This window comes from Paracidovorax sp. (assembly GCF_057642795.1).
Genome location: NZ_JBXYZY010000027.1, coordinates 37,406 through 58,909 on the forward strand (window position 1 = coordinate 37,406; position 21,504 = coordinate 58,909).

Annotated in this window: 13 protein-coding genes; 4 read left to right on the forward strand and 9 right to left on the reverse strand. The window is 62.6% G+C overall.

Features of this window, described 5'->3' with window-relative positions; all coding sequences use genetic code 11:
- Positions 1-278 precede the first annotated feature (278 nt).
- The 6 genes from AC3A84_RS09545 to AC3A84_RS09570 all read right to left on the reverse strand — a co-directional run bounded on the left by AC3A84_RS09545 (position 279) and on the right by AC3A84_RS09570 (position 9,158).
- Complete coding sequence (locus AC3A84_RS09545; RefSeq protein WP_487969695.1) at positions 279-3,170, reverse strand: PAS domain-containing protein; 2,892 nt, start codon at positions 3,168-3,170, stop codon at positions 279-281.
- Positions 3,133-4,344, reverse strand: coding sequence for a HAMP domain-containing protein (locus tag AC3A84_RS09550; protein ID WP_487969406.1), 1,212 nt, complete (start codon positions 4,342-4,344; stop codon positions 3,133-3,135). Before AC3A84_RS09550 ends, AC3A84_RS09545 begins: the two co-directional genes overlap by 38 nt.
- Before the next feature lie 7 nt (positions 4,345-4,351).
- A complete protein-coding gene (locus tag AC3A84_RS09555) occupies positions 4,352-5,290 on the reverse strand; it encodes an ABC transporter substrate-binding protein (RefSeq protein ID WP_487969408.1) in 939 nt (312 codons plus the stop codon).
- 585 nt (positions 5,291-5,875) lie between these two features.
- The gene (locus tag AC3A84_RS09560) at positions 5,876-6,871 is read right to left on the reverse strand and encodes a GGDEF domain-containing response regulator (RefSeq protein ID WP_487969410.1); all 996 of its coding nucleotides are present in this window, start codon (positions 6,869-6,871) and stop codon (positions 5,876-5,878) included.
- Between the two features lie 462 nt (positions 6,872-7,333).
- On the reverse strand, positions 7,334-8,122 hold the full coding sequence (locus tag AC3A84_RS09565; RefSeq protein ID WP_487969413.1) for an alpha/beta fold hydrolase: 789 nt from the start codon (positions 8,120-8,122) through the stop codon (positions 7,334-7,336).
- Positions 8,123-8,144: 22 nt separating this feature from the next.
- Positions 8,145-9,158, reverse strand: a complete 1,014-nt coding sequence (locus AC3A84_RS09570; protein ID WP_487969415.1) for a M14 family zinc carboxypeptidase — start codon at positions 9,156-9,158, stop codon at positions 8,145-8,147.
- 184 nt (positions 9,159-9,342) lie between these two features.
- Here AC3A84_RS09570 and AC3A84_RS09575 point away from each other — a divergent pair, with 184 nt between their 5' ends.
- From AC3A84_RS09575 to AC3A84_RS09585, 3 genes are all read left to right on the forward strand, one after another.
- A complete protein-coding gene (locus AC3A84_RS09575; RefSeq protein WP_487969417.1) occupies positions 9,343-9,513 on the forward strand; it encodes a hypothetical protein in 171 nt (56 codons plus the stop codon).
- Positions 9,514-9,639: 126 nt separating this feature from the next.
- Positions 9,640-11,046: an SPOR domain-containing protein gene (locus AC3A84_RS09580; RefSeq protein WP_487969418.1), complete on the forward strand. Its 1,407-nt coding sequence runs from the start codon at positions 9,640-9,642 to the stop codon at positions 11,044-11,046.
- Positions 11,047-11,164: 118 nt separating this feature from the next.
- Entirely contained in the window at positions 11,165-11,491 is a 327-nt protein-coding gene (locus tag AC3A84_RS09585) for an I78 family peptidase inhibitor (protein WP_487969420.1), read from the forward strand.
- A 773-nt stretch (positions 11,492-12,264) separates the two neighbouring features.
- On the opposite strand, the gene AC3A84_RS09590 is transcribed toward AC3A84_RS09585, so the two are convergent.
- Positions 12,265-17,262, reverse strand: coding sequence for a CHASE domain-containing hybrid sensor histidine kinase/response regulator (locus tag AC3A84_RS09590; RefSeq protein ID WP_487969422.1), 4,998 nt, complete (start codon positions 17,260-17,262; stop codon positions 12,265-12,267).
- Positions 17,263-17,940: 678 nt separating this feature from the next.
- Between AC3A84_RS09590 and AC3A84_RS09595 the strand changes: the two genes are divergently transcribed.
- Complete coding sequence (locus AC3A84_RS09595) at positions 17,941-18,783, forward strand: symmetrical bis(5'-nucleosyl)-tetraphosphatase (protein ID WP_487969424.1); 843 nt, start codon at positions 17,941-17,943, stop codon at positions 18,781-18,783.
- A gap of 84 nt (positions 18,784-18,867) precedes the next feature.
- On the opposite strand, the gene AC3A84_RS09600 is transcribed toward AC3A84_RS09595, so the two are convergent.
- Together AC3A84_RS09600 and ypfJ are read right to left on the reverse strand one after the other, a co-directional pair.
- Positions 18,868-20,319, reverse strand: coding sequence for a DEAD/DEAH box helicase (locus AC3A84_RS09600; RefSeq protein WP_487969426.1), 1,452 nt, complete (start codon positions 20,317-20,319; stop codon positions 18,868-18,870).
- 202 nt (positions 20,320-20,521) lie between these two features.
- Positions 20,522-21,406, reverse strand: coding sequence for a KPN_02809 family neutral zinc metallopeptidase (gene ypfJ, locus AC3A84_RS09605; protein ID WP_487969428.1), 885 nt, complete (start codon positions 21,404-21,406; stop codon positions 20,522-20,524).
- Between the last annotated feature and the right edge of the window lie 98 nt (positions 21,407-21,504).

Here is a 21,504-nt window from a genome sequence, read left to right on the forward strand (position 1 = left end):
GTTAAGCGTCTGCGAAACGCTGCAGATCTTGGCCGAATAGACTGGATGGCTGCCTCACACCGCAGGTACTCACCGCACGAATCCTGCACTCTCAGCACTGCACTCGCACGCACGCACGCACGTCCGGCGAGAACCTGTTCGTGTTCTTCATGACGCCACCCTTTAGGAAGTTGGGGCGCCCTGGAAAGCCCGGGCGATTTCGTTCAACCGCTGGCGCAGCAGTTCGGAATCCGGCGCGATTCAGCCATTCTCCTGCTGGCCACAGGACTTCAGAAAATTCAGCCCGGTACGGCCCGCGGCTCAGGCCACATGTCGCCCAGACCGTCTTTAAGAATCGCCGCGGCCTTATCGAACTCAAGACCATCCAGATGCTCTTCAAGGCGCTGAAATACCGTGGCGGTGAACAGGGGGCGCAGCGAAGGCGCCAAGGCCCCGAACAACTCCAATGCGCTCAGATCCGAGTCCTTCAGCGCAGACACAAACTGGCCAAAGCGCTGGGGATCGAGTGGTGGTGCCTCAGCCCCCATCGTTATTGGCGCGGGCTGCGCATGCAGCCAATCGGCCGAGGCGGCCTGCATGTTTCCGGCGGCCTCGGCAATGCCAGCGAGCAGCGGAGCAATCACTTCGACCTGGTCTTGGTCTTGCTGACAGGCCAGTTCAATCTGTGCGGCCAATGATGCAATTGCCGTAGCGCCCAGCGTGGCCGCACTGCCCTTGAGCTTGTGCGTGAGTGCCCCCAACGCTTGGCGCTGCTCGGAAGTAGCCGCTGGCGCGGCGACGCATTCTTCGCACTGCACGAACATGCGTTTCAGCATGCTACGCATGAGATTCACGTCGCCGGCCAACCGCTTGCGTGCGTCTTCGCCGTCGATACCCTGGATTTGCGGCCATGCCTCGGCGTCAGCAGGCTTTTGCGCCGCCAGAGCCCTCAGCGGCGTTTGCCCCAACAGCCGCCGCACGCCCTGCACGAGGAGCTCTGGGTCAATCGGCTTGGCCAGAACATCCTGCATCCCCGCTTCGCGCGCCCGGCGGTGTTCAGAATCGGTATTGCCCGCGGTCAGCGCTACGACAGGCAAGCCGGCACGGTCGGGCAACGCGCGAATGCGCCGCGTCGCTTCCAGGCCGTCCATCTCCGGCATCTGCACGTCCATCAGCACGATGTCGAAATCAGCACGCTGCTGCACCCACCTCAGCGCCTCGGCGCCATCTCGAGCGAGTTGTATCTCCGCGCCCTCGAGCTCCAGCAACCTCCCGGCCACCTGCAAGTTGATATCGCTGTCGTCCACCAGCAGCACGCGGACGCCCGAAAGTCGAGGGCCATCGGTATGAGCCTGAGATTTGCGCTCGAAATGTGCAACTTCACCCAACTCGAAGGGCAGCTCCACCCAGAAGCAGCTGCCCTCGCCCAGCACGCTCTGCACGCCCATTTCGCCACCCATGAGTTCGGCGAGATGCTTGCATATAGACAGCCCCAGACCCGTACCGCCAAAGCGCCGCGTGGTGGAGACATCAGCCTGAGCAAAGGGTGCGAAGAGCTTGGTTAGCGCTTCAGCAGATATACCCACGCCACTATCACTCACCTCGAATCGCAGCCTACAGTGGCCAGGTTGAGTCGCCTTCGCATGGATGTCGAGGCGGACCGTGCCGTGCTCAGTGAACTTGATCGCATTGCTCAGCAAGTTGACAAGAATCTGCCGGAGCCGAGTGGGGTCGCCGTGCAAAGCGTCAGGCAGAGAAGCGTCCGGCGACAAGACCAGTGCCAGGCCCTTGTCGAGCGCTTGCTGGCCAAAAAGCGCCTGCAGCGATGAGCTCACGTCACGCAGGCTGAAGGGGATGCACTCTAGACGCATCTCGCCTGCTTCGATCTTCGAAAGATCCAGAACGTCGTTGATGATGCCCAGTAATGTCTTGCCAGAAAGCAGGATGTTTTGCACGTAAGGCGACTGCTCGACACTCAGCGGTGTGCGTTGCAGCAGGTGCGAAAGACCTATCACGGCGTTCAACGGAGTGCGGATTTCATGGCTCATATTGGCCAGGAAGGCGCTCTTTGCAGCATTGGCCGCCTCGGCTTCGGCAGTTGCTGCGCGTAACAGATCGTTTGTGCGCCGGCGCTCAGTGATGTCCTGAAAGGCCCCCACCAGCTGGATCGGCTTTCCGTCTGCGTCGAATTCGACCTCGCCCATCGCACGCACCCAAATCGACCGGCCTGTATAGGTGATCAAACGAAGCTCTAAATCCCATCCCTTGGCAGTGGCAACCGCCCGGTTCACGGCTTCGCTGATAACGGGGCGACTTTCCGGCGCGTAGAAGTTGATGGCCGTTTCCATCGTCGGTTCAAAGTCGGGCGGCACCTCGTGGATCGCTCGAGTTTGCCGATTCCAATAGATCTGATCCGTCTGAAGATCTACGCGCCAGCCTCCCACCAGCGCCATGCGCCCAACGCCCTCCAGTAGGCGCTCATTCGCCCTCAACGCCGCTTCGGTTTGCAACCTTTCGGTCCGATCAAAGTTGACCCCTACCAACCGCAACGGACGGTCATCAGCGTCCCTCAAAACCTGGGCCATGGCCTTGATTTGCCGCACCCCGCCATCTGGCCGCACGATGCGGAACTGGAGTTCGAAATTGACATGCCCGTCGATGGCATCCTGCAGCACCTGTTCGCTGTTGCCTCGGTCTTCGGGGTGCAAACTTTCGCTCCATAGGGTGTATGACTCCACACCTCCCGAGCGACTGCGACCATACAGCTCATACATCCTGTCATCCCAGACCAGGGTGCGCGCAACAACATCGTAGTCCCACACGCCGATCCCTGCGGCACCGGTCGCCAATTCGAATCGTTCCTTGCTACGCTGAACTTCCAACGTCAGTCGCTTTTGCTCAGTGATATCGGTACGGATCGATACGTACTTTCGAATGGAGCCGTCTGAGGCCTTCACCGGCACCATCACAGCGTAAGTCCAATATACGCTGCCATTTTTTGCCACTCCGCCGATCTCTCCCTGCCAGGCTCGGCCCGCGAGCAAGCTGGGCCAAATTTCGCTATGAAAGTCGCCAGAGCCAACTCGGCTTTGGTGCACCGCATACGTTTTCCCGAGGAGTTCCTCACTCGAAAACCCAGTGAGTCGGCACACGTTATCGTTGACGTTGATAAAACGGCCTTCGGAATCCATCTCCGAGAAAATCGAATACTGCTGTATCGCCGCAAGCAAGGCCTCGTTCTCGCTCAACGCCACGGCCAGTTGCTCCCGCCCCTCCTCCAGTTCCGTCACGTCGTGAACGACAACATAGAACCCCTTCACCACGTCGCTGCCCTGGCGATCGGGAATGTAGTGGGCTAGCAAGTGGCGTTGCCCTGGGCCATCGGGACACGGTACCGAGCACTCGAAGGTCTGCGTCTCGCCGCGCAGCGCGGCATCGATGTGGGGGGCGGTTGTATTCAAAGGTTCGGGGGCCGACGAGTTCGAGCATATTGCGCCCAGGCAAGGTGCCGGCCTCGACTCCAAACCAATTGTGATAGGCGCGATTGGCTACGCGGTTGTTGAGATCGCGATCCCAATAGCCGATCATTGACGGTACAGCGTCCAGCACGGTACGCAAGTCGTGACGCGTTGCATCGAGTGCAGCTTGGCGCTCCTCCAAGGCGCTGGCCATGGCGTCGAAGCCTTGAGAGAGCGCTCCAAACTCATCTGGCGCGACATAGGCGCTGCGAGCATGCAGATCACCTGCGCCGACCAGGCGCGCGGCCTCCTGCAGCTTGCGCATCGGCCGCAGCACGCGCTGGAGCACAAGCATCACAAGTGCAGCAATGAGTGCTATCAGCGCCACATTCGCGACAAGCGTCGCCATGCGAAGGCGATGCTGGTGCTGAGTGCGAATTTCGATCAGATCATTGGCAATATCAAAGACACCCTCGCTGATGCGACGCGTTTCAGCCACCAGATGGTCTGCCAGCATTTGCCGACGCACCATCTGATCCTTTTCACCACCGGCGTCCATCGCCGATTGCAACGCGGCATATAGCGGCGGCAAGCGCTCTGAAACCGTGACCAGGTCGTCAATCTCACCCGTCAGATGGGCGTCCGATGCAGCAATGGCGAGCAGCGTCCGGTTCAGTTCGGCATGCACCTTTTGCCATTGGCGCCGCGCCCGCTGGTTATCGTTGAGCAAAAAATCCTGGGTCAGCACCAGCAAGCCAGCCGCATCGCGGGAGATTTTGCCGACCGCCACTTGCACTTCATCGACCTGCTCGGTTTGCTCCTCCAACGCCTGGACCACGACCTGATGTACGGCCACGAGCCCAAAAGCCAGGGCAATATTCCATAGCATCAGTCGGCGAATGCGCATGTCTGCCTCACTTGATAATGTGCACAGATCGCGCGTAAACCTTCTTGACCGGTTCGGTGCGCATGAGCTCCAGATAGTCTGGCAACTCCCCGGGCGGTGCCATCCCCCTGCGCACAGCCCAGCGGGCCTGCGCCTCAAGGCCGGTGACCAGCGACTGCGACAGCTGCAGACGGAATTCGAAGCCGTCCCACGTTTTCAACAAATCACGCTCTGAGACCCTGAGAGCTCTTGCCACGATGGCGCGCGCACGGTCTGGCTCCCGCCGAAGCAGCACGTTCGCGCGTTGGACAGCCCGCAAAAACTTGAGCGCGTCGTCGTCACTGACGCCTTCGCTGGCGCGCCTGCTCACGATGTTGAATGTGACGCTGAAAAAGGCAGGTCCCGGCAGAACCTGACCCTTTGCCCCCAGCCGATTGACAGCGTCGGCCACATGGGTTCCAAACAGTGCGGCTGCATCGACGTCACCTCGGACCAAGGGCTCGACGGGATCGCGTGGGTCCAACGGCTTTTCAGTGATGGAATCAAGCTTCACGCCATGAAACAACAAAAAGGTGTCCGCAAAGTAGTGACCGCTGGTGCCTTGTATAACCCCCAGGCGCTTGCCAGCCAGATCCGCCGCAGCTTGGATGCCCCGGTCAGTCCGCGCGACGATCTGGTTCTCGCGCCCCGAGACCGTGGTGGTGGCAAGGATATTGAAGTCTTTTCGCGTGAAGGCTGCCAGCGTAATGGGTGTGTCGGCGACCGTTGCGAAATGCGCCTTGCCTGCCAACAACTGCTCCAGGCAGATGCGCCCCACAGGGTAGTGCTTGATATTCAGCGATAGGCCTTCTGCTGCGAAATATCCCTCCGCCTCAGCGACCAGCACCGGGGCCGAATAAGGGACATCAGCAACGGCCAGAGTCAACGTCTCGGCCTTGGCAGTGCCGGCAAAAAACACGAGCGCCATCAAGCACAGAGATAACAAGCCTCTGCGAGACCCGATTGCCGGACAGTTTCGAATGAACGATCGCAAAGGTTTACTCCTATATCCCTATTCTCGCCGAGTCGAGGCGCTGGCCAAGCACCGAATTGACCGTAAAAACCAGGCCTTCAGAGCCTGCTCAGAGCGGTTACCGCCGAAGCGGTTCTGGGACCGCGCCGCAGCATCAAAGGCTGCGTGGGTCGCTCGACGGCACGAGGCGACACGCCAGCCGGGTCGTGTCGGTGGCTGCAACAAGGTTACGCCTCGGACGCGCTATGCCTGAATTGTCGCCAACGACGGATGCCAGTAGCGCACAACGCCGCCGGCAACGAAAGAGCATCCACCCCGATCATGCGCACGATGAGGCCGCAGGTGCGCGCACATGAACATTTGGGGCCACTTTCACGGCATATGGCATCTGGCGTCGCAACGGTCCCGTCCCGATGGCAAAAGCCCATGCTTTGCCAGCATGCCGGATTGCAAGGCGCTAATTGATCGAGCCACGCGAAAGCTCGGCGGCGCCTGCCGTCCCGCAAAACCATCTCACGGCTGCCACGCCATCCGAACTCATCATGCCTGCTGCTCCCGTGATGGGCAATTAGCGGGCAACCCGTCGCCAGATTGTGGCGCCGCCCCCTGCGGAAGTGCGATGGCCCGAACCCTCGCCCGACCCTGCTGTTTGGCAAAGTACAGGGCGCGGTCAGCCCGTTGCACCAGATCGGCGCTGTCTGGCTTGCCATTGACCGTGCCGCCTTTTCGGCTCCATGCCTCATCAGAGCAGGCCACGCCGATGCTGACCGAAACGATGCCGTCCACCACGCCACCTTCATGGGGCAAATGAAGTGCAAGAACGGCATGCAGGAGGCGCTCACCAACAAGGCTGGCGCCTTCCAAGGTGGTGTTGGGCAGCAGCACGGCGAACTCCTCACCGCCGTACCGGGCGACCATGTCCATAGGGCGTAGCAAGACGCCACGCAACGCCCGTGCAACGCTTTTCAAGCACATGTCGCCAGCCGGGTGGCCATACAGGTCGTTGTAGGACTTGAAATAATCCACATCCACCATGAGGCAGCTCAGCGGCTGAGCTTCTCGCAGCGATCGCGCCCACTCCTGCGCCAACACCGTGTCAAATGCCCGTCGGTTGGGCAGCTCCGTCAGGGCATCGGTGACAGCGATGCGGCGCAATTCATCGGACAGTTGCTTGAGACGCAGGTGAGTGGTGACGCGCGCGCGCAAAATGGGCTCGCTGACCGGTTTGTGGATAAAGTCAGCCGCGCCCACGCTGAAGCCGAGCACCTCATGCCCCAGGTCGGTGTGGGACGTCACGAAGATCACTGGTATTTCGCTCAAATGGGGTAAGCATTTGAGCTCAGAACAGGTGTCGAAGCCGTTCATGCCCGGCATCTCGGCGTCCAACATGATCAAGTCGGGAGGCTCCGCAATCGCCTGCCGCAGGGCGGCCTCGCCGCTGGTGGCGAAGCGTATATGCCCCAGATCAGCCAACAGACGACCCATCAGCTGGATTTGCTTGGGGTCGTCATCAACAAGCAGCAGCGAGGGACGCATCGATGTCTCGACTCCTGATAGATTTTTTTTCACGACGCAACCAACGCGAAGGCCATCCACTATGAGGTGGGGTACCGCCTACCCGCTCACTTTCAGCAGTACGCAATGTGCAAGACGGCTCTCGCCACAATAGCTTATGCACTTTGCATACGAGTAGGGCATTTTCTCTTTGATGATGGTGAATTCCTCTCGAATTCCCGAACCCCTCAGAACGGACGCTTGGGGAAGGTGGGGCAGTTTGCCATGGCCCCGCCAGGTGATGATGGCGCGCTGGAATTGCCCCCATAAGAAAGAAATTCTCCCTGGCACGTTCTCCACCTGGGGACATCCAGAATCAGTGAAACGGAGATGGTCGGCATCTATGGCGCCGCGCCGCACGTCAGCGTTGCCCCAACTGCACCAGACTGAGGGCGCATAGAGCCGAAGGAGTCAGCGGTGGCCGAGGGGTTGCGTGAGTCACTCTCAGCTTTTCAAAGCTCCGCCTCCCATCCATGCGCACACCTGCCGCACCACCCAATCGGGCGCATCCAGCGGCAGATCGTGCCCAGCCGTGGGGTGGCTCGCCCGGGCGCAGCCCCAGGCGCTGGCGATGGCGGCGGTGCAACCGGCATGTACCAGGCCGTCGCCCGAGCTGCCGAGCAGCAGCACCGGAACGGACGGCGCAGCGGTATCGGCCCGGTAGCGCGCCGCCGCCGCCAGCTGGCGCAGGGCATTGGCCCGCGAGACCGGGCGTTCCGCCCGCAACTGCGCCCAGCCGGGTACGACCTGGTCCTGCAGAGCCGTCCGGCGGCTGGTGAGCGCATGAATCAGGCGCTCGGCCTGCAGCGGCTGCCGCCAGCACCAGGCCAGGCGCAGCAGCGTGACGTAGTTACGCGGGCGCAGCCGGCGGTAGATGGCGCTGAAGGGCCGCAGGCTGGTGTTGATGAGCACGGCCGAGACCAGCTCCTGCGGCGCCTGCCGCATCCATTCGGTCACCACCATGGCGCCCAGCGACATGGCCAGCACGCGGTACGGCGGCTCAAGTCCGCGCGCCAGCAGCTGGCTGCGGCCGGCCTGCAGCATGTCCTGCACACGCCACGGGCTGGGCTGGCCGTTGAGCGCGCCGTTGCCCGGCAGATCCAGCAGGATGACCCGGGCGCCCTCGCCAAGCGCCTGCTGCAGCCGATCGGGAAAGCCGCCCCAGTGCCGGGCCTCGCGCGTAAGCCCGCGCAGCAGCACCCACGGAGGGCTGGAGCCACGCGGCGGCGTCATCGGCGCGAGCCCTGCCATCGCATCAATACCAGGCAGCCAGCGCAGCCGCGCGCCGCGCTTCCTGCGCCTGCGCGCTCGGTAGCCAGTTGCGGTAGCCACAGGCGGCGCGGGGCAGGAAGTCGAGCAAGGCCATGTGCTGGCGCAGCACGCGCTGCTGCCGGTGGTCGATCAGCGGGTTGAAGATGCCCGAGCGCTTGAAGATCTGGCGCGGGTTCTTCTTGATCCAGAGCCAGGAGCCCATCTCCAGCGTCAGCGGCAGGAAGATGCGGCCCGGCTCCTCGCAGGCGCGCATGTAGAGGTAATCCCAGAGATCGCCATGGGCCAGGTAATGCAGGCTTTGCGGCTCGATCACATAGCGGTGATTGCTGTAGGCCTGCATGAAGACCTCCTGCAGCGCGTGCAGCTCCGCCAGGTGCTTGATGGGCTGGCGAGTGTGTGCGAATGGGAACCACAGCCGGTCAGACAGGCCGAAGCCTGAATGGCAGTCCAGCGCCAGGCTGAACTGGCGCGAAAGCAGTTCGGCCTCCACCACCTCGCACAGCGCCTGGCTTTCCTCCTCCATGGGCGCATCGGGCGCCCCCCGATACCAGGGCAGATTGGCGCTCAGGCGCTGGCCGCCGATGAGAAAAGGCACGCGATCGTCGGCGGAGAGGGGGGCATTGCGCATCAGATCCACCCCGCGCGGGTTGGCCCGCGTGGATAGCAGCGTGCCCCCGGGATTGATGAGCGGCATGAATACGAAGCGCACCTGTTCGAGCTGCTGGTGCAGCAGCCCGTCCCAGCGCAGGCGATTGACCACGTTCTGCAGGTAGGCGATGACGACCTGCGCCCCGATGCGCTCGAGCCCGTGTACGCCCCCGAAGAAACCCACGGCCGGAACGTCGGGCGAAGGATTGCCCATGCTGATCGCATAGAGTGGCAGATCCGGCCCCGCCTGCGTGGCGATGGAGCGCAGCATGCGGACCTGCAGGTGGGGGGCGCCCTGGTCGATGATGCGCTCCAGCGCGATCAGTTCGGGCAGCAACGGAGCGGTCACGAGGTGCGCAAGGAAGGAAGAGAGAGGGGAAAGCCCGCAACGGGCCGATCGGGCAGGATATCCCGCCCGTACCGTGGACGCACGGCTTGGCCCGCGGCACCTGCGGGACTCTGCTCCGCTGACTTCAAATTGACACACAGCAGGTGCAGGCTGTCGGCTCCCTATTCAGCCCAGGCAGGCCACCATGCACATCCCCTTCCTCCACCGCAAGAGCCCCGCCAAACGCACCCTGATCGCCGCCGGCTCCATCGCCGTCGGCATGGCAGGCGGGCTGCTGGAATGTCTGGCTCTGCTGCGCTCACGCCGCCAGGCGCGGCTGCACGCGCGCCACCGCGCACTCCCCCACCAGCGCTGAAATGGTGCCTGCGGACGATCCTCATCAAGATCGCGAGCAGGCCCCAAACCCTCGTAGGGCCGGCCTTGCGGCATCCGCGCGCTCCGGTGGGCCCCGGACGGCATCCCGCATGCCAGAATTCCGGCCATGCAAGCCCACCAAGCCTATGTCGCCCAGGCGGCCGCCGCTCCGCAGAAGCGCGCGTCCGGCACCATTGCCATGCCGGAGCTGTACCGCGCCGCCCTCGGCCCGCTGAATACGGACCGCTATCTGGCTTTTTTCCAGCGGCAGGACGACACGGGGCGCAACCTGCCGGGCTGGAATGCCGCCGCGGCCTTCTTCACGCTGGGCTGGATGGTGTTCCGCCAGCTCTGGATGCCAGCCCTCGTCTATGTCGCCGTGCTGGAAGGCGTGGCCCTGGTGGCCTTGGCTCTGGGCCAGCACTGGTTGAGCCTGCCACGGCAGGTCGTGGGCAGTGCGGCCCTGGTGGTCCTCGGTGCGGCCTGCGTGCTGCCCGGCCTCTACGGCGACGCGGTGATGCACGCCGAGATGCGCAAGAAGATCAACCGAGCGCTGGCAGCGTCCCCTAACCTGGCGAAGGCAGCCGAACTGCTGGCCCGGCAGGCCCCCACCCGCCGGCGACTGGCCTGGGTGCTGGCCGTGCACGTGCTGCTGGCCGCTGTCATCGCGGCGCTGTGGCTGGCCTTCCCGGGCAGCGCACTGAAATCGCCTGACACCGGCGCCACATTGCCGGCTACCGTCGTCCCCGCGACCCCTGCGGCGCCAGCCACGCCCGCGGCCTCGGCCGCGGCATCCGACGCAGCCCCAGCCGCCAGCGCATCGGTGGCCACCGCTTCAGAACCCGAAAGCGCAACGGCTGCCAGAACACAGACGCCCGCCTCGGCGCCGATGGCGGCAGCCTCCATGCCCACACCGGCTGCGGCCTCCAACATCGCCAGCAGCCCGCCGGTCGCGCCGGCCCCGGCCATGGCCGCGAGCGCCCCATCCACCATGGCTGCCGCCTCCACCGCATCCGCGCCGCAGACCACTACACGCGCGCCAACAGCGAGCCAGGCGGATCAGCAAAGCGCTGCCGCCAAGCGCCCCGCCGCTATCAGCCCTGCGGCCGCGGCCGAACCAGTGGCAGCCAAGGCCCCCACCCCGACCGCCTCGGCGCCCGCAGCGCCCACAAGCACCAGCGCAACAGCCGCGCCTCGCGCAGCCCACGCATCGCGCCCGCGGGCCCCCGCACGTGCACGCCAGGCCTCCCCGCCGGCGGCGGCTACGGCCTCGGCCGAAGCCAGCGCCACGTCGAGCGCGCAGAGGCGCCTCTACATCAACGTGGGGCTGTTCGGCGAGCCTGCCAACGCCCGCCGCGCCATGGCCCTGCTGCAGACCGTCGATCTGACCGGATCGCAAGCGCAGGTCCGTGCGGCCGACGGACGCATGCTCACTCGTGTGCGCGTGGGGCCCTTCACTTCGGCGTCGGAGGCCAATGAAGCCGCGCGGCGCGTACTGTCGCTGGGGCTGGATGCCGCTCCAGCCCAAAACTGAAGGGCATGCCCGGCGCCAACGCGCCACTGCGGGCGGCGCGGCGGAGTTACCGCTGGTGACGGCCGCCCGGCACCGACTTGGGTTAACGTCCTTCTTATTTCTTCAAGGAGCGGTTTTCATGCGCACTGCAGCATCCACGGCTTTGGCCCTTGCCACGCTGGCCCTGACAGCGGGCTGCACAACGCCGCTCGGCAGCGGCAGTACTTCGCCGGTGCCCGACAACGCCACGCCCCCCATGGGCGGCGTGTGCAACGCCCAGCCAGCGCAAGGCTTTGTCGGCCAGATGAGCACCGCCAAGGTGGTCGAAGCGGCCCGCGTGCGTTCGGGAGCCAACATGGCGCGGGTGCTTCGGCCTGGCCAGATGATCACCAAGGAATACGACACGCAGCGACTCAACCTGCAGATCGATGCGACCGGCCGAATCACATCGGTGAGCTGCGGCTGAACGGGGCTGAACGGGGCTGAACGAATGATCTTTCACCCCGTATTCCCAGCCACGTCCTCATCGCACTAAATCGCCCGAACAGCCCCGGCGGACTGCTACCCACTGAACGCCGGAGTCGAACGCACTTTCAGTGATGCGTGCGGGCGCAGCTCGTGGGCGTGTGCGAAGGCAGCATGTCGCTGCTCCAGCACCGTCCGGTCGCGCCCCGACCACAGGGGCTACCGCATTACCGCATTGTTCGCGGCACTGAATGGACAGAACGGAGGAGGGGCTGCTGCGCGCAGCAATGCCACAGGCAATAGGCAACCGGAGCCACTGTCCGTCCTGCCCAAGTTCGAGAGGCCACGCCCGCAGAGGCCCCCATCACGCCCCCAACGACGCCCCCCCAAGAATCAAGGCCCGAGCAACAGGTCCGTACCCAAAACAGGCTGAGCACATCCTCCCGCTAGCCACCGGCAAAGCCATTTGCCGCGGTTCGTTCAAACCGCAAAGCAGTTCTGGAGGACTTTGACCGATTCGCATCGGCGTACCACCCGACATGCCAGCACGTCACGTGAACAGCCACTGCGGGCTCGATGAGGGGCAAGGTCGGTCGATCTTGGGGGCTGCTGCCGGTTGCTTACATATTCACAGCAAAGACGCGCGAGGCCAAGGGCCGAATGCGCCAGGCCGCCCCATTCCCGGGCCACGTCCTCCTTGTGGACCACCCGTGTGACTGGCTGATGTCGTCTGTTCTCACCCCGGCGACCGCTCGATTCCAGTGGCGGCCCCAGCTACTCGCCAACAGGCAGATGGATTGCCAGCATTTGTGCGGCGGCAGCAAAGTCCAGCCCATGGATAGCCTCACGCATAACGCCAAATTTCTGCGAACCCAGTAGTGCAATCAAATCAGGCGCCAGAGCATCGACCTGCTCCATCACTGCAAAATCCTGCCTATTGAGCAATTGGAGGAATGCGAGAAGCTCTTGAGCTTGCTCCTCATCCATTTCTTCCCGTGGAGCGTCTTGCTGGGGCTCAAGACCTTCGCCCTCGACTGAATGGAGTTTTTGGACTGGCGTACCCACCCAAGGGGAGAACGCCGATATCAACTGGGTCACAGCAGCATTCAGCGACACCAACAACTCTTGCGAGGCAGACAGAATTTCATTATTTTTTTCTGGCTCACTTTCGAAACGACGCAGGGTATTCTCCAGGCCTTCCGCAATGGCGCGCAACGTCGTGGCACCCAGCATGCCGGCAGATCCGCGCAACTTGTGGACGCGGGCCATCAGCACCTTGCGCTGATCGGCCGCGTATTCTGGCGACAGCTCAAAACCTTCACCACCATATTCTTTGGCGAACCGTCTCAGCAAATTGAAGAAAAGCGCTGTATCGCCTTGCAGGAGCTTCCTTGCTTCGGAAGTGCTTATCCCTTCGATCTCAGGCCACTCCGATTCGTCCTGCAAAGCCTTTGCGGGGTGCTGACTTTCGTCCCCGACGGGAGTGCCACGCACCCTATTCACATGCATGTGTACAGTGCGCACCAGCAAGGCAGGATCGAGGGGTTTCGTGAGAAAAGCCGTCATACCCGCCGCATCCGCACGGTGCTTCTCTTCAGCCAGTGCGCCAGCAGTCAGCGCAATGATGGGAAGCTCGATAAGGCCTAACTCTCGGCGCGCAAGCGCAGTCGCCTCATAACCATCCATTACCGGCATTTGCACATCCATGAGAATGACATCGAATGCGCGCCCCCCGGCCAAATTGACTTTAAGCAAATCCAGCGCTTCCCGACCATTGGCTGCAACCTCCACGCTGGCACCTTCTTTTTCCAGCAGACGGCGAGCCACTTCAAGGTTGATCTCGCTGTCATCCACCAGCAGGATATGCATGCCATGAAGCCAATGGCCGCGCATGGAATCCAACCGAGTCGAGGCAATGACCTGGTCGTGGCTGCCGGTATGCGCGGCCACGGAGGCGTTAATAGCATTAAAGAGCGTAGAGGGATTCACCGGCTTGGTCAGGATATGGTTGACCACGCCGCTGTGATCATTGCGTGCTACCGCGTCCCTCTCATGAGCCGAAACCACAAGCGTCGCGGGCATGGCGGAAGGCCCCCACCGCTCCGCCAGAGCATTCAGGGTTTGAATGCCATCCAAACCTGGCATTTGCCAATCCACCACAAGTGCATCGGGCAGTTTCTGCCGCGTTTGCTTGATTGCTTCCAATCGCTGCAGCAGTTCGCTGCCTGATGGAACAGCAGTGGTGCGCCAACCAAACGCCTGGCACATTCTGACCAGCCCCTCCAAGTCGATCTGATTGTCATCCGCCACAAACACGCTCAGCGGGTCATGATGATAGGCTGTGTGTGCTGTAGGGAGCTGCGCTTGGTCCGAGATGACGAACGGCAGCTCAACCCAGAAGGTGCTACCTGCCCCCAACGCACTCTCGACGCCGACATCGCCTCCCATCAGTTGGCTCAAACGCTTGACGATAGACAGACCCAACCCCGTCCCACCAAAACGGCGGGTCGTGGAGCTGTCGGCTTGCGCGAAGGGCTTGAAAAGACTGTGGAGCGCTCGCTCGGATATTCCCTCACCCGTATCAGAAACCGTGAATTTCAGCCACACACGGCGCTCATTCGCAGCCATTTCGGGCAACCGGGTCACCCCAATAGTCACAGCCCCTTGTGTGGTGAACTTGATGGCGTTGCTGACCAAATTGGAAAGTATTTGGCGCAACCGGGTGGGATCGCCTTCAACCACAGAGGGCAACGCCTCAAGCCCTACGGCTTGCAACTGGATGCCCTTGTTTTCCGCATGAGCTGAATACAGCTGCAAAAGCTCTGACACCAAGTCAGACGGAGCGAAGGCCACAGACTCCGTGGTCATTTCACCCGCCTCGATTTTTGATATATCAAGTACGTCGTTGATAATTCCCAGCAGCGACCGCCCCGCAATTTGCAGCTTGCTCAGAAGCAAGCGCTGATCGTCGGTCAATGGAGTGTCCGCCAGCAAGTGAGAAACGCCCAGCACCGCATTCATGGGCGTCCGTATTTCATGGCTCATATTCGCCAAGAACATGCTTTTGGCAATGCTGGCTTTTTCTGCGGCGGCCTTTGCGTGGCGCAACTCCGTGTCTCTGCGGTGGCGCTCGGTCATATCCTGGGCAATAACCAGATAACCAAATATATTGCCATGCAAGTCACGAATCGTGTTGACTGACAACTGAACACGCAATTGATGTCCGTCTTTCCGCACATAAGTCCACTCACGGGTTTCATGTCCCAAGCGTTCAGCTTCATGGACAAAGACCCGGAAGCCCTCAATCAGCACGCCATGGCGCTGCGTTAGCTCCAGGCCATAGGCTTGCACTTCTTCGCTCAAGTGCAGTGGGGCGGGCGTACTCTTGCCAACAAAGTCATCGGCGTCGTAGCCGAGCATTTGTTCCGCCCCGGTATTGAACAGCGTGACCGTGCCATAGGCGTCAGTGGCGATGATGGACTGCTGAGTCGCAGCGTTCACAACCCCGCGGAGCATTGCGACTGCTTCCTCCAGCTGCGTCTCCGCTTCCTTCGCTGCGGTAATATCCTGGTGAGTGCCGTACATCCACTCCGGCGTTCCATCTGTCGCGCGCGTGTACACCTTGCCTCGCGACTGCACCCACACCCAATGTCCCTGCTTGTGGCGCATCCGGATCACACTCTGGTATTGAGGCTGCGTCCCTTCAAAGTGTTGGCTCAGCAGTGCTTGAGCCTTGACGATATCTTCGGGATGAGCGTGGGCCTTCCACGTCTCTATATTCACCGGCCCCAACTGTTCTTTGGAGTAACCGATGATCTCTGCCCAGCGCTCATTGATGATGAGGTCGCCGGTTGGCACGTTCCACTCCCAAGTGCCTACATGGGTGCCTTCGATGATGTGCTGTAGTCGTTCGCGTTCGTGCGCGATGACCTGGCGACTCTCGACCACCTCTGTCACGTCGTGCACGATGACATAAAACCCGCGTACTTCGCCATCCACGACGTCAGGCAAGTAATTGGCGAGAGAGTGTCGATAGCCACTTTTATCGACCAGCGGAATCGCGCGCTCGAAATGCTGGGCTTGCCCGCTCAATGCACCTTCGATATAGGGAAGATTGAGTGCGAAAAGCTCGTTCCCGAGCAGCTCATGCATAGATCTGCCTTGCAGATTGGCAGGATCAACACCAAACCAATCACTATACGCACGATTGGCGACACGATTGAGCAGGTTTTTATCCCAATAGCCAATCATCGACGGCACGGAGTCCAGCACCGTCTGGAGGTCGTGACGTGCGGTTTCCAACTCTTCCGTACGAAGCGCCACTTGTCTTTCAAGACTTGCGGCCAGATCCGCCATCGCCCGTTCGGCCTCTTGCCGGTCACGAACGTCCCGCATGAAGCGAGCGATACCGACTATTTCACCGCGCTCGCCGCGAATCGCGCTGGCTGTCACCGAAACCGGCACCTGCCCTCCATCCTTTGCCAACAGCGTGATGTCCACTGGATCTGACACTCCTGCCGACATGACCTTGCTGACGAGGACTTCCTCCTTAGACCGTTCGCTCCCCACCGCCATCCGCGGGATCATCGCCTGCCCCATCGCTTCGGATTTTGTGTACCCCAACATCCGTTCAGCCGCCGGGTTCCAGATAATGGTGGCGCCCTCAGTGGACTCGCCCACGATCGCGTCGGCGGAGTTTTCCATGATCGTCGCCAGCTGGGCCTGCTGCAGCAATGCCTTTCTCTTGCGTTCTTGGCCTTCTCTCAAGGCCCCGACAAGGAGCGAAAAGAGGATCCCGACGATCAGGCCCACAACAAGTACCCCATGACCAGAAAACTGCCCCAATCCGGCCACAAATCCGGGCCGGGCGCTTAAATCAAAACGCCAGAGGCGCCCATAAACTTCGCGCTCCAGCACTTGGCTGATAGCCTTTCTTTCCGGCGCATCGGAGCGCTTACTGCTAAAGACGACGTCCTTCTGGGAGGGGTTGGAAATATCCGTAATGGCAATATCGTAATGCAGCTGCGCCATACCAAAGTCGGCAAGCACCTCACTCAAGGCCAGCGGAGCGTAACTCCATCCAAAACCCTGGATCTCCCGCTCATCAATATTCTCCGGGGCAGCCCCTCTGCGATATGCCGGGAGTAGAAAGAGTACCGAACGCTGGGAATCCCCCGAGGCCTGAACCAATGTGATTGGGCCGGTGATGGTGGCTTTTCCGGTTTGCAGGGCCGAGATTGCAGCTTGGCGCCTGTTGGCTTCGGAAGCGATATCCAGGCCACGCGCCGCTCGATTCCGTTCAATAGGCTCAACAAGCTCAATGACAAAGCGTTCACCGCTGTGCTCATTCAGCGTTTTGATAGAGAAATCGACAAGCCCATCAGCTCGCCTGGCTTGCAGATAAGCATCAGTTTTCGCTCGCGGAACTCTGCGAATGAAGCCGAAACCCCGGGCGCCAGGAAACTCCCGTGCGAAATCTCTCATTTCGCTGTATTGGTGGAACAGCTTGGCATTAATACCATCCTCTCCCGCCGTCACCACCACAGCCCCGGCTCCTCGCAAGCCGTATTCATACACTTGAAGACGTTGCTGCAACCGCTCAACCACCTCCTCGGCGTGCGATTCGAACGCCTTTTGCGCCAATCGGCTGTTCGTGTCCGCCTGGTGGAGCGCCAAAAGCCCGCTGATGGCCATCACCGACACGAATGTTGCAACCATCCAGGCAAGGGGTGACGACAACTTTTTCGTATCCATGAATGGATCATCCTTCAAGGGGTGTGAGGCATGGGGCAAACGCTAGAGGACTATTTCTCACCCGCGGGACTTGCCTTCGGCCCATGCGAAGCATGCGGCGATGCATGATATGACGTCGCGGTAGTCGCGCAAGCGGCCGGGGCATTACCGGGCGGGCGACGACGCCGCGGAGGGCATCTCAAGAAATGGGCCGCCAACGACCACCGACGCAACCAGGCAGCCCCATTCGCACTGAAGGCACCCCTCAATGCAGCACACCGAGCACTTCACGCAATCGCCGGTAATCCCGCAAAGATGGTGGAATCTTGCCGTACCCGCGAACCATACCCTCTCCGCTCGGCGCCAAAGCCGCAAAACACAGCCTTTCCTCCTCTCGGTCCGCTTCACGATCCGCAGCTCGATATCGCCGTCGTGGACCGCCGTGCTTGCCGTCACGACCTTGGGCCCTGGGGCCTTCTAGCGGACCGCGCCCGCGTCAGGGCGTTCGCACGGCCAGCAGGGTCAGGTGGGGTGCAAAGAGGCACCACACATCCTCGCGAACGATCGCTGGGGGCGCTTGCGGTGGGCCCGCGAAATCCGCCTGGGGCTTTGCTCTGCTCTCCCAGGCCGCCGCGATGACGCGCGCCATAGACGCCGGCGAGTGGTGGAGCGCGCACAATCACGGGCAACACTGCAACCTGACCCAAGAAACCAGCGATGGCAATTTACTGTATTGGCGACATCCAGGGCTGCGACGCCGCCCTGGGCCGGCTGCTGGCCCATGTCGATTTCTCCCCCAGCCGCGACACGGCCTATCTGGTGGGCGACCTGGTCAATCGAGGCCCGGCATCGGCCGATGTGCTGCGGCGCTGCATGCAGGCGGGCGACAGCATCCGAGTCCTGCTGGGCAATCACGACCTGCATCTGCTAGCCGCCGCGCACGGCGCACGCAAGCCCTCACGCAAGGACACGCTCGACACCGTGCTCCAGGCGCCGGACCGCGTAGCCCTGCTCCAGTGGCTGCGCCAGCAACCCCTGGCGCGGAGGCTGCACCATGCGGGCGAGGATCTGCTCATGGTCCACGCGGGCGTGCTGCCCTGCTGGACGGCCGATGACGTGCTGGCGCTCGCAGGCGAAGTGGAATCCGTGCTGCGCGGCCCCGACCTGCCGGACTTTCTGCATTCCATGTACGGCAACGCGCCCGATCGCTGGAGCGATGCGCTGCAGGGCAAGGACCGGCTGCGCGTAATCGTGAACGCCTTGACCCGCCTGCGCTTTTGCACACCCGAGGGCGTCATGGATTTCGAGAGCACGGAGTCCGCCGCGCAGGCGCCGGAGGGGCTGCAGCCCTGGTTCGACGCGCCGGGACGGCGCACCGCCGGTACGCTGATCGCATTCGGCCACTGGTCCACCCTGGGCTGGATGGACCGCCCGCAATTGCTGGGGCTCGATACGGGCTGCATCTGGGGCGGCTGCCTGAGCGCGGTGCGGTTCGGCGCCACGCTGGCCGACCGCGAACATCTGGAAGTGGGCTGCGAGCAGGCCCAGGTGCCGGGCTGAAGAGAGCCCTACGGTGAGCAGCGCGGGCCCGGCGCCTTTTCAGGCGCCGGGCGACCCGCCCCGCTCCCACCCAGCCCAAGCCATTCAGGAATGCTCGGAAGTCTCGGGCTGGGGCGCCTTGAAGAGGGCCGCGACCTTGCGCTTGTGCTTGATGTTGGCCGAAATGCCGCTGCGCGAGGGCTGCGCCTTGGCGGAGGCTTCCCAGCCGGGAGTGCCTTCGGCAGGCGAGGCAGGTGCCTGGTAGGGCTGGTCGAAGAAGGGATCGCGTGGAGGCGCGCTCTGGCGGTAGGTGCGGGCTTCGCGCCGCTCCCGGCCGCCATGGGCGCTGCTGCGGCCCTCTTCCTCTTCGCGCCAGGCGCGGCGGCCGTCGTTGAAACGACCGTTCGGGCGCTCGGCCTCGAATTCGATCGGCTCGAGATCGATCTTCTTCTTGATGAGCTTTTCGATGTCACCCACGAGTCGGGCATCGCTGCTGGACACCAGCGTCACAGCCAGGCCGGAAGCGCCGGCGCGGCCCGTGCGGCCGATGCGGTGAACGTAGTCCTCGGCGTTGAACGGCACGTCGAAGTTGAACACCGCTGGCACGTCTTTGATGTCCAGGCCGCGAGCGGCCACGTCGGTGCACACCAGCAGATCGACTTCGCCCTTCTTGAAGGCATCCAGGGCCTTCAGACGCTCGTCCTGGCTCTTGTCGCCGTGTAGCGCGGCCGTTTTGAGGCCCTCGCGCTCCAGCGAACGGGCAAGCCGCGCACAACCCAGCTTGCTGTTGACGAAGATGAACGCCTGCCGGACACCTCGGTCCTTGAGCACCTTGTGAATCGCACGGCGCTTGTCGTCATCGGACGCGGAATAGAAACGCTGTTCGACAGTGGAAGCCGTTTCGTTCGGGCGGGCGACCTCGATGGTCACCGGGTTCTGCAGGTAGCTGCCCGCCAGCCGCTTGATCTCGGGCGAGAACGTGGCGGAGAAGAGCAGCGTGGTGCGTTGCTTGGGCAGGTACGACAGGATGCGCTGCAGGTCGGGCAGGAAGCCGATGTCGAGCATGCGGTCAGCCTCGTCGAGCACTACGTATTCGACCTGGTTGAGCACCGCGTTCTTGGCTTCGATGTGATCGAGCAACCGGCCCGGCGTGGCCACCAGCACCTCGACGCCCTTCTTCAGTTCGAGCGTCTGCGGCTTCATGTCCATGCCGCCGAAAACCACCGTGCTGCGCAGCTTGGTGTGCTTGGCGTAGAGCGCGATCTGCTGGGCGACCTGATCGGCCAGTTCACGCGTAGGCAGCAGCACCAGGGCACGCACCGGATGGCGCGCGGGCGAGGTGGAACTGTTTTCGTGCTTGAGCAGGCGCTGCAGCAGGGGCAGCGAGAACGCCGCCGTCTTGCCCGTGCCGGTCTGGGCTGCGCCCATCACGTCCTGGCCGGTCAGCACGACGGGAATGGCCTGGGCCTGGATGGGCGTCATGGACTCATAGCCCATCTCGGCCACGGCGCGCGCCAGAGGCTCGGCCAGCGATAGATTGGAAAAGGAACTTGTCATTTGAGCCTTCTATTGTCGCACCAGGGCGTGACACGGCAGTTTTTTACTGCAAAAGGCAGTGTCAAGCTGTGGCGAGGACGATGCAAAGGGGTTGACGTCCTGCGCCATCAGCTATCAAATCAAGAGCATCTACCTGTTGACCCACAAGGACTACAGGATGATGGGCATACCCCACCTTGATGCGATGCGAGCGCTGATCCCACTACAGGGTGCGCGTCGAGAAGGTGTCGCAGCTCTTGACGGCGCCGGTCTGCAGGCCGGCCTGGAACCAACGCTGGCGCTGGGCGCTGGTCCCGTGGGTAAAGCTGTCGGGCACCACGGCTCCGCCGCTGGCGCGCTGCAGTGCGTCGTCGCCAATCTTGGCGGCGGCATTCATCGCCTCTTCGACATCGCCCTGCTCCAGGATCTGGCGGGCGTTCTGCGCATGGTGCGCCCAAACGCCAGCGAAGCAGTCCGCCTGCAGTTCGAGGCGCACCGACAGGTGGTTGTATTCGACCTGGCTGACGCGCCCGCGCATCTGGTCCACCTTCTCGCTGATACCCAGCAGGTTCTGCACATGGTGCCCCACCTCATGGGCGATGACGTAGGCCTGGGCGAAGTCGCCCGGGGCACCCAACTGGTTCTTCAGGGTTTGATAGAAGGCCAGGTCGATATAGACCTTGTGGTCCGCCGGGCAGTAAAACGGCCCCATGGCCGCTTGCCCCTGGCCGCAGGCCGTGGGAGTGCGGCCCCGGAACAGCACGAGCCGCGGCTGCTCGTAGGCGCCACCGCCCTTGCGGAAGATGTCGCCCCAGACGTCCTCCGTGTCCGCAAGCACGGTGGAGACAAAGCGCGCCATGGTGTCGTCTGCCGGAGGCTTGTGGGCCGGCGCCTGCGGCTGTTGCGGCTGCACCTGAGCGGGCGAACCGCCGCTCAGCAAATTCAGAAGCGTGATCGGGTTGATGCCCAAGACCCACCCGCCCAGGAGCGCCACCACGATGGTGCCGATGCCGATGGTGCGTCCTCCGAAAACGGGCGAGCCACCGCCGCCGCCCCCGTCGCGCCGGTCTTCCACGTTGTCCGATTCCCGATTGCCTTCCCACCGCATGCCGTCGCTCCGTTCATTCGCTGATGGTGCGGATATTAAGCCCGCCGGCGCAACGGCCATCCCATACCACTTGACGCCCTGACACTGAACCAGCGGCG

Excerpts from the sequence above, each read along its gene's own strand:
- AC3A84_RS09555 (WP_487969408.1), bottom strand. The coding sequence starts at position 5,290 with ATGGCGCTCGTGTTTTTTGCCGGCACTGCCAAGGCCGAGACGTTGACT.
- AC3A84_RS09580 (WP_487969418.1), top strand. The coding sequence starts at position 9,640 with ATGCAAGCCCACCAAGCCTATGTCGCCCAGGCGGCCGCCGCTCCGCAG.
- AC3A84_RS09565 (WP_487969413.1), bottom strand. The coding sequence starts at position 8,122 with ATGACGCCGCCGCGTGGCTCCAGCCCTCCGTGGGTGCTGCTGCGCGGG.
- AC3A84_RS09595 (WP_487969424.1), top strand. The coding sequence starts at position 17,941 with ATGGCAATTTACTGTATTGGCGACATCCAGGGCTGCGACGCCGCCCTG.
- AC3A84_RS09545 (WP_487969695.1), bottom strand. The coding sequence starts at position 3,170 with ATGGATTCCGAAGGCCGTTTTATCAACGTCAACGATAACGTGTGCCGA.
- ypfJ (WP_487969428.1), bottom strand. The coding sequence starts at position 21,406 with ATGCGGTGGGAAGGCAATCGGGAATCGGACAACGTGGAAGACCGGCGC.
- AC3A84_RS09575 (WP_487969417.1), top strand. The coding sequence starts at position 9,343 with ATGCACATCCCCTTCCTCCACCGCAAGAGCCCCGCCAAACGCACCCTG.
- AC3A84_RS09560 (WP_487969410.1), bottom strand. The coding sequence starts at position 6,871 with ATGCGTCCCTCGCTGCTGCTTGTTGATGACGACCCCAAGCAAATCCAG.
- AC3A84_RS09600 (WP_487969426.1), bottom strand. The coding sequence starts at position 20,319 with ATGACAAGTTCCTTTTCCAATCTATCGCTGGCCGAGCCTCTGGCGCGC.
- AC3A84_RS09585 (WP_487969420.1), top strand. The coding sequence starts at position 11,165 with ATGCGCACTGCAGCATCCACGGCTTTGGCCCTTGCCACGCTGGCCCTG.
- AC3A84_RS09550 (WP_487969406.1), bottom strand. The coding sequence starts at position 4,344 with ATGCGCATTCGCCGACTGATGCTATGGAATATTGCCCTGGCTTTTGGG.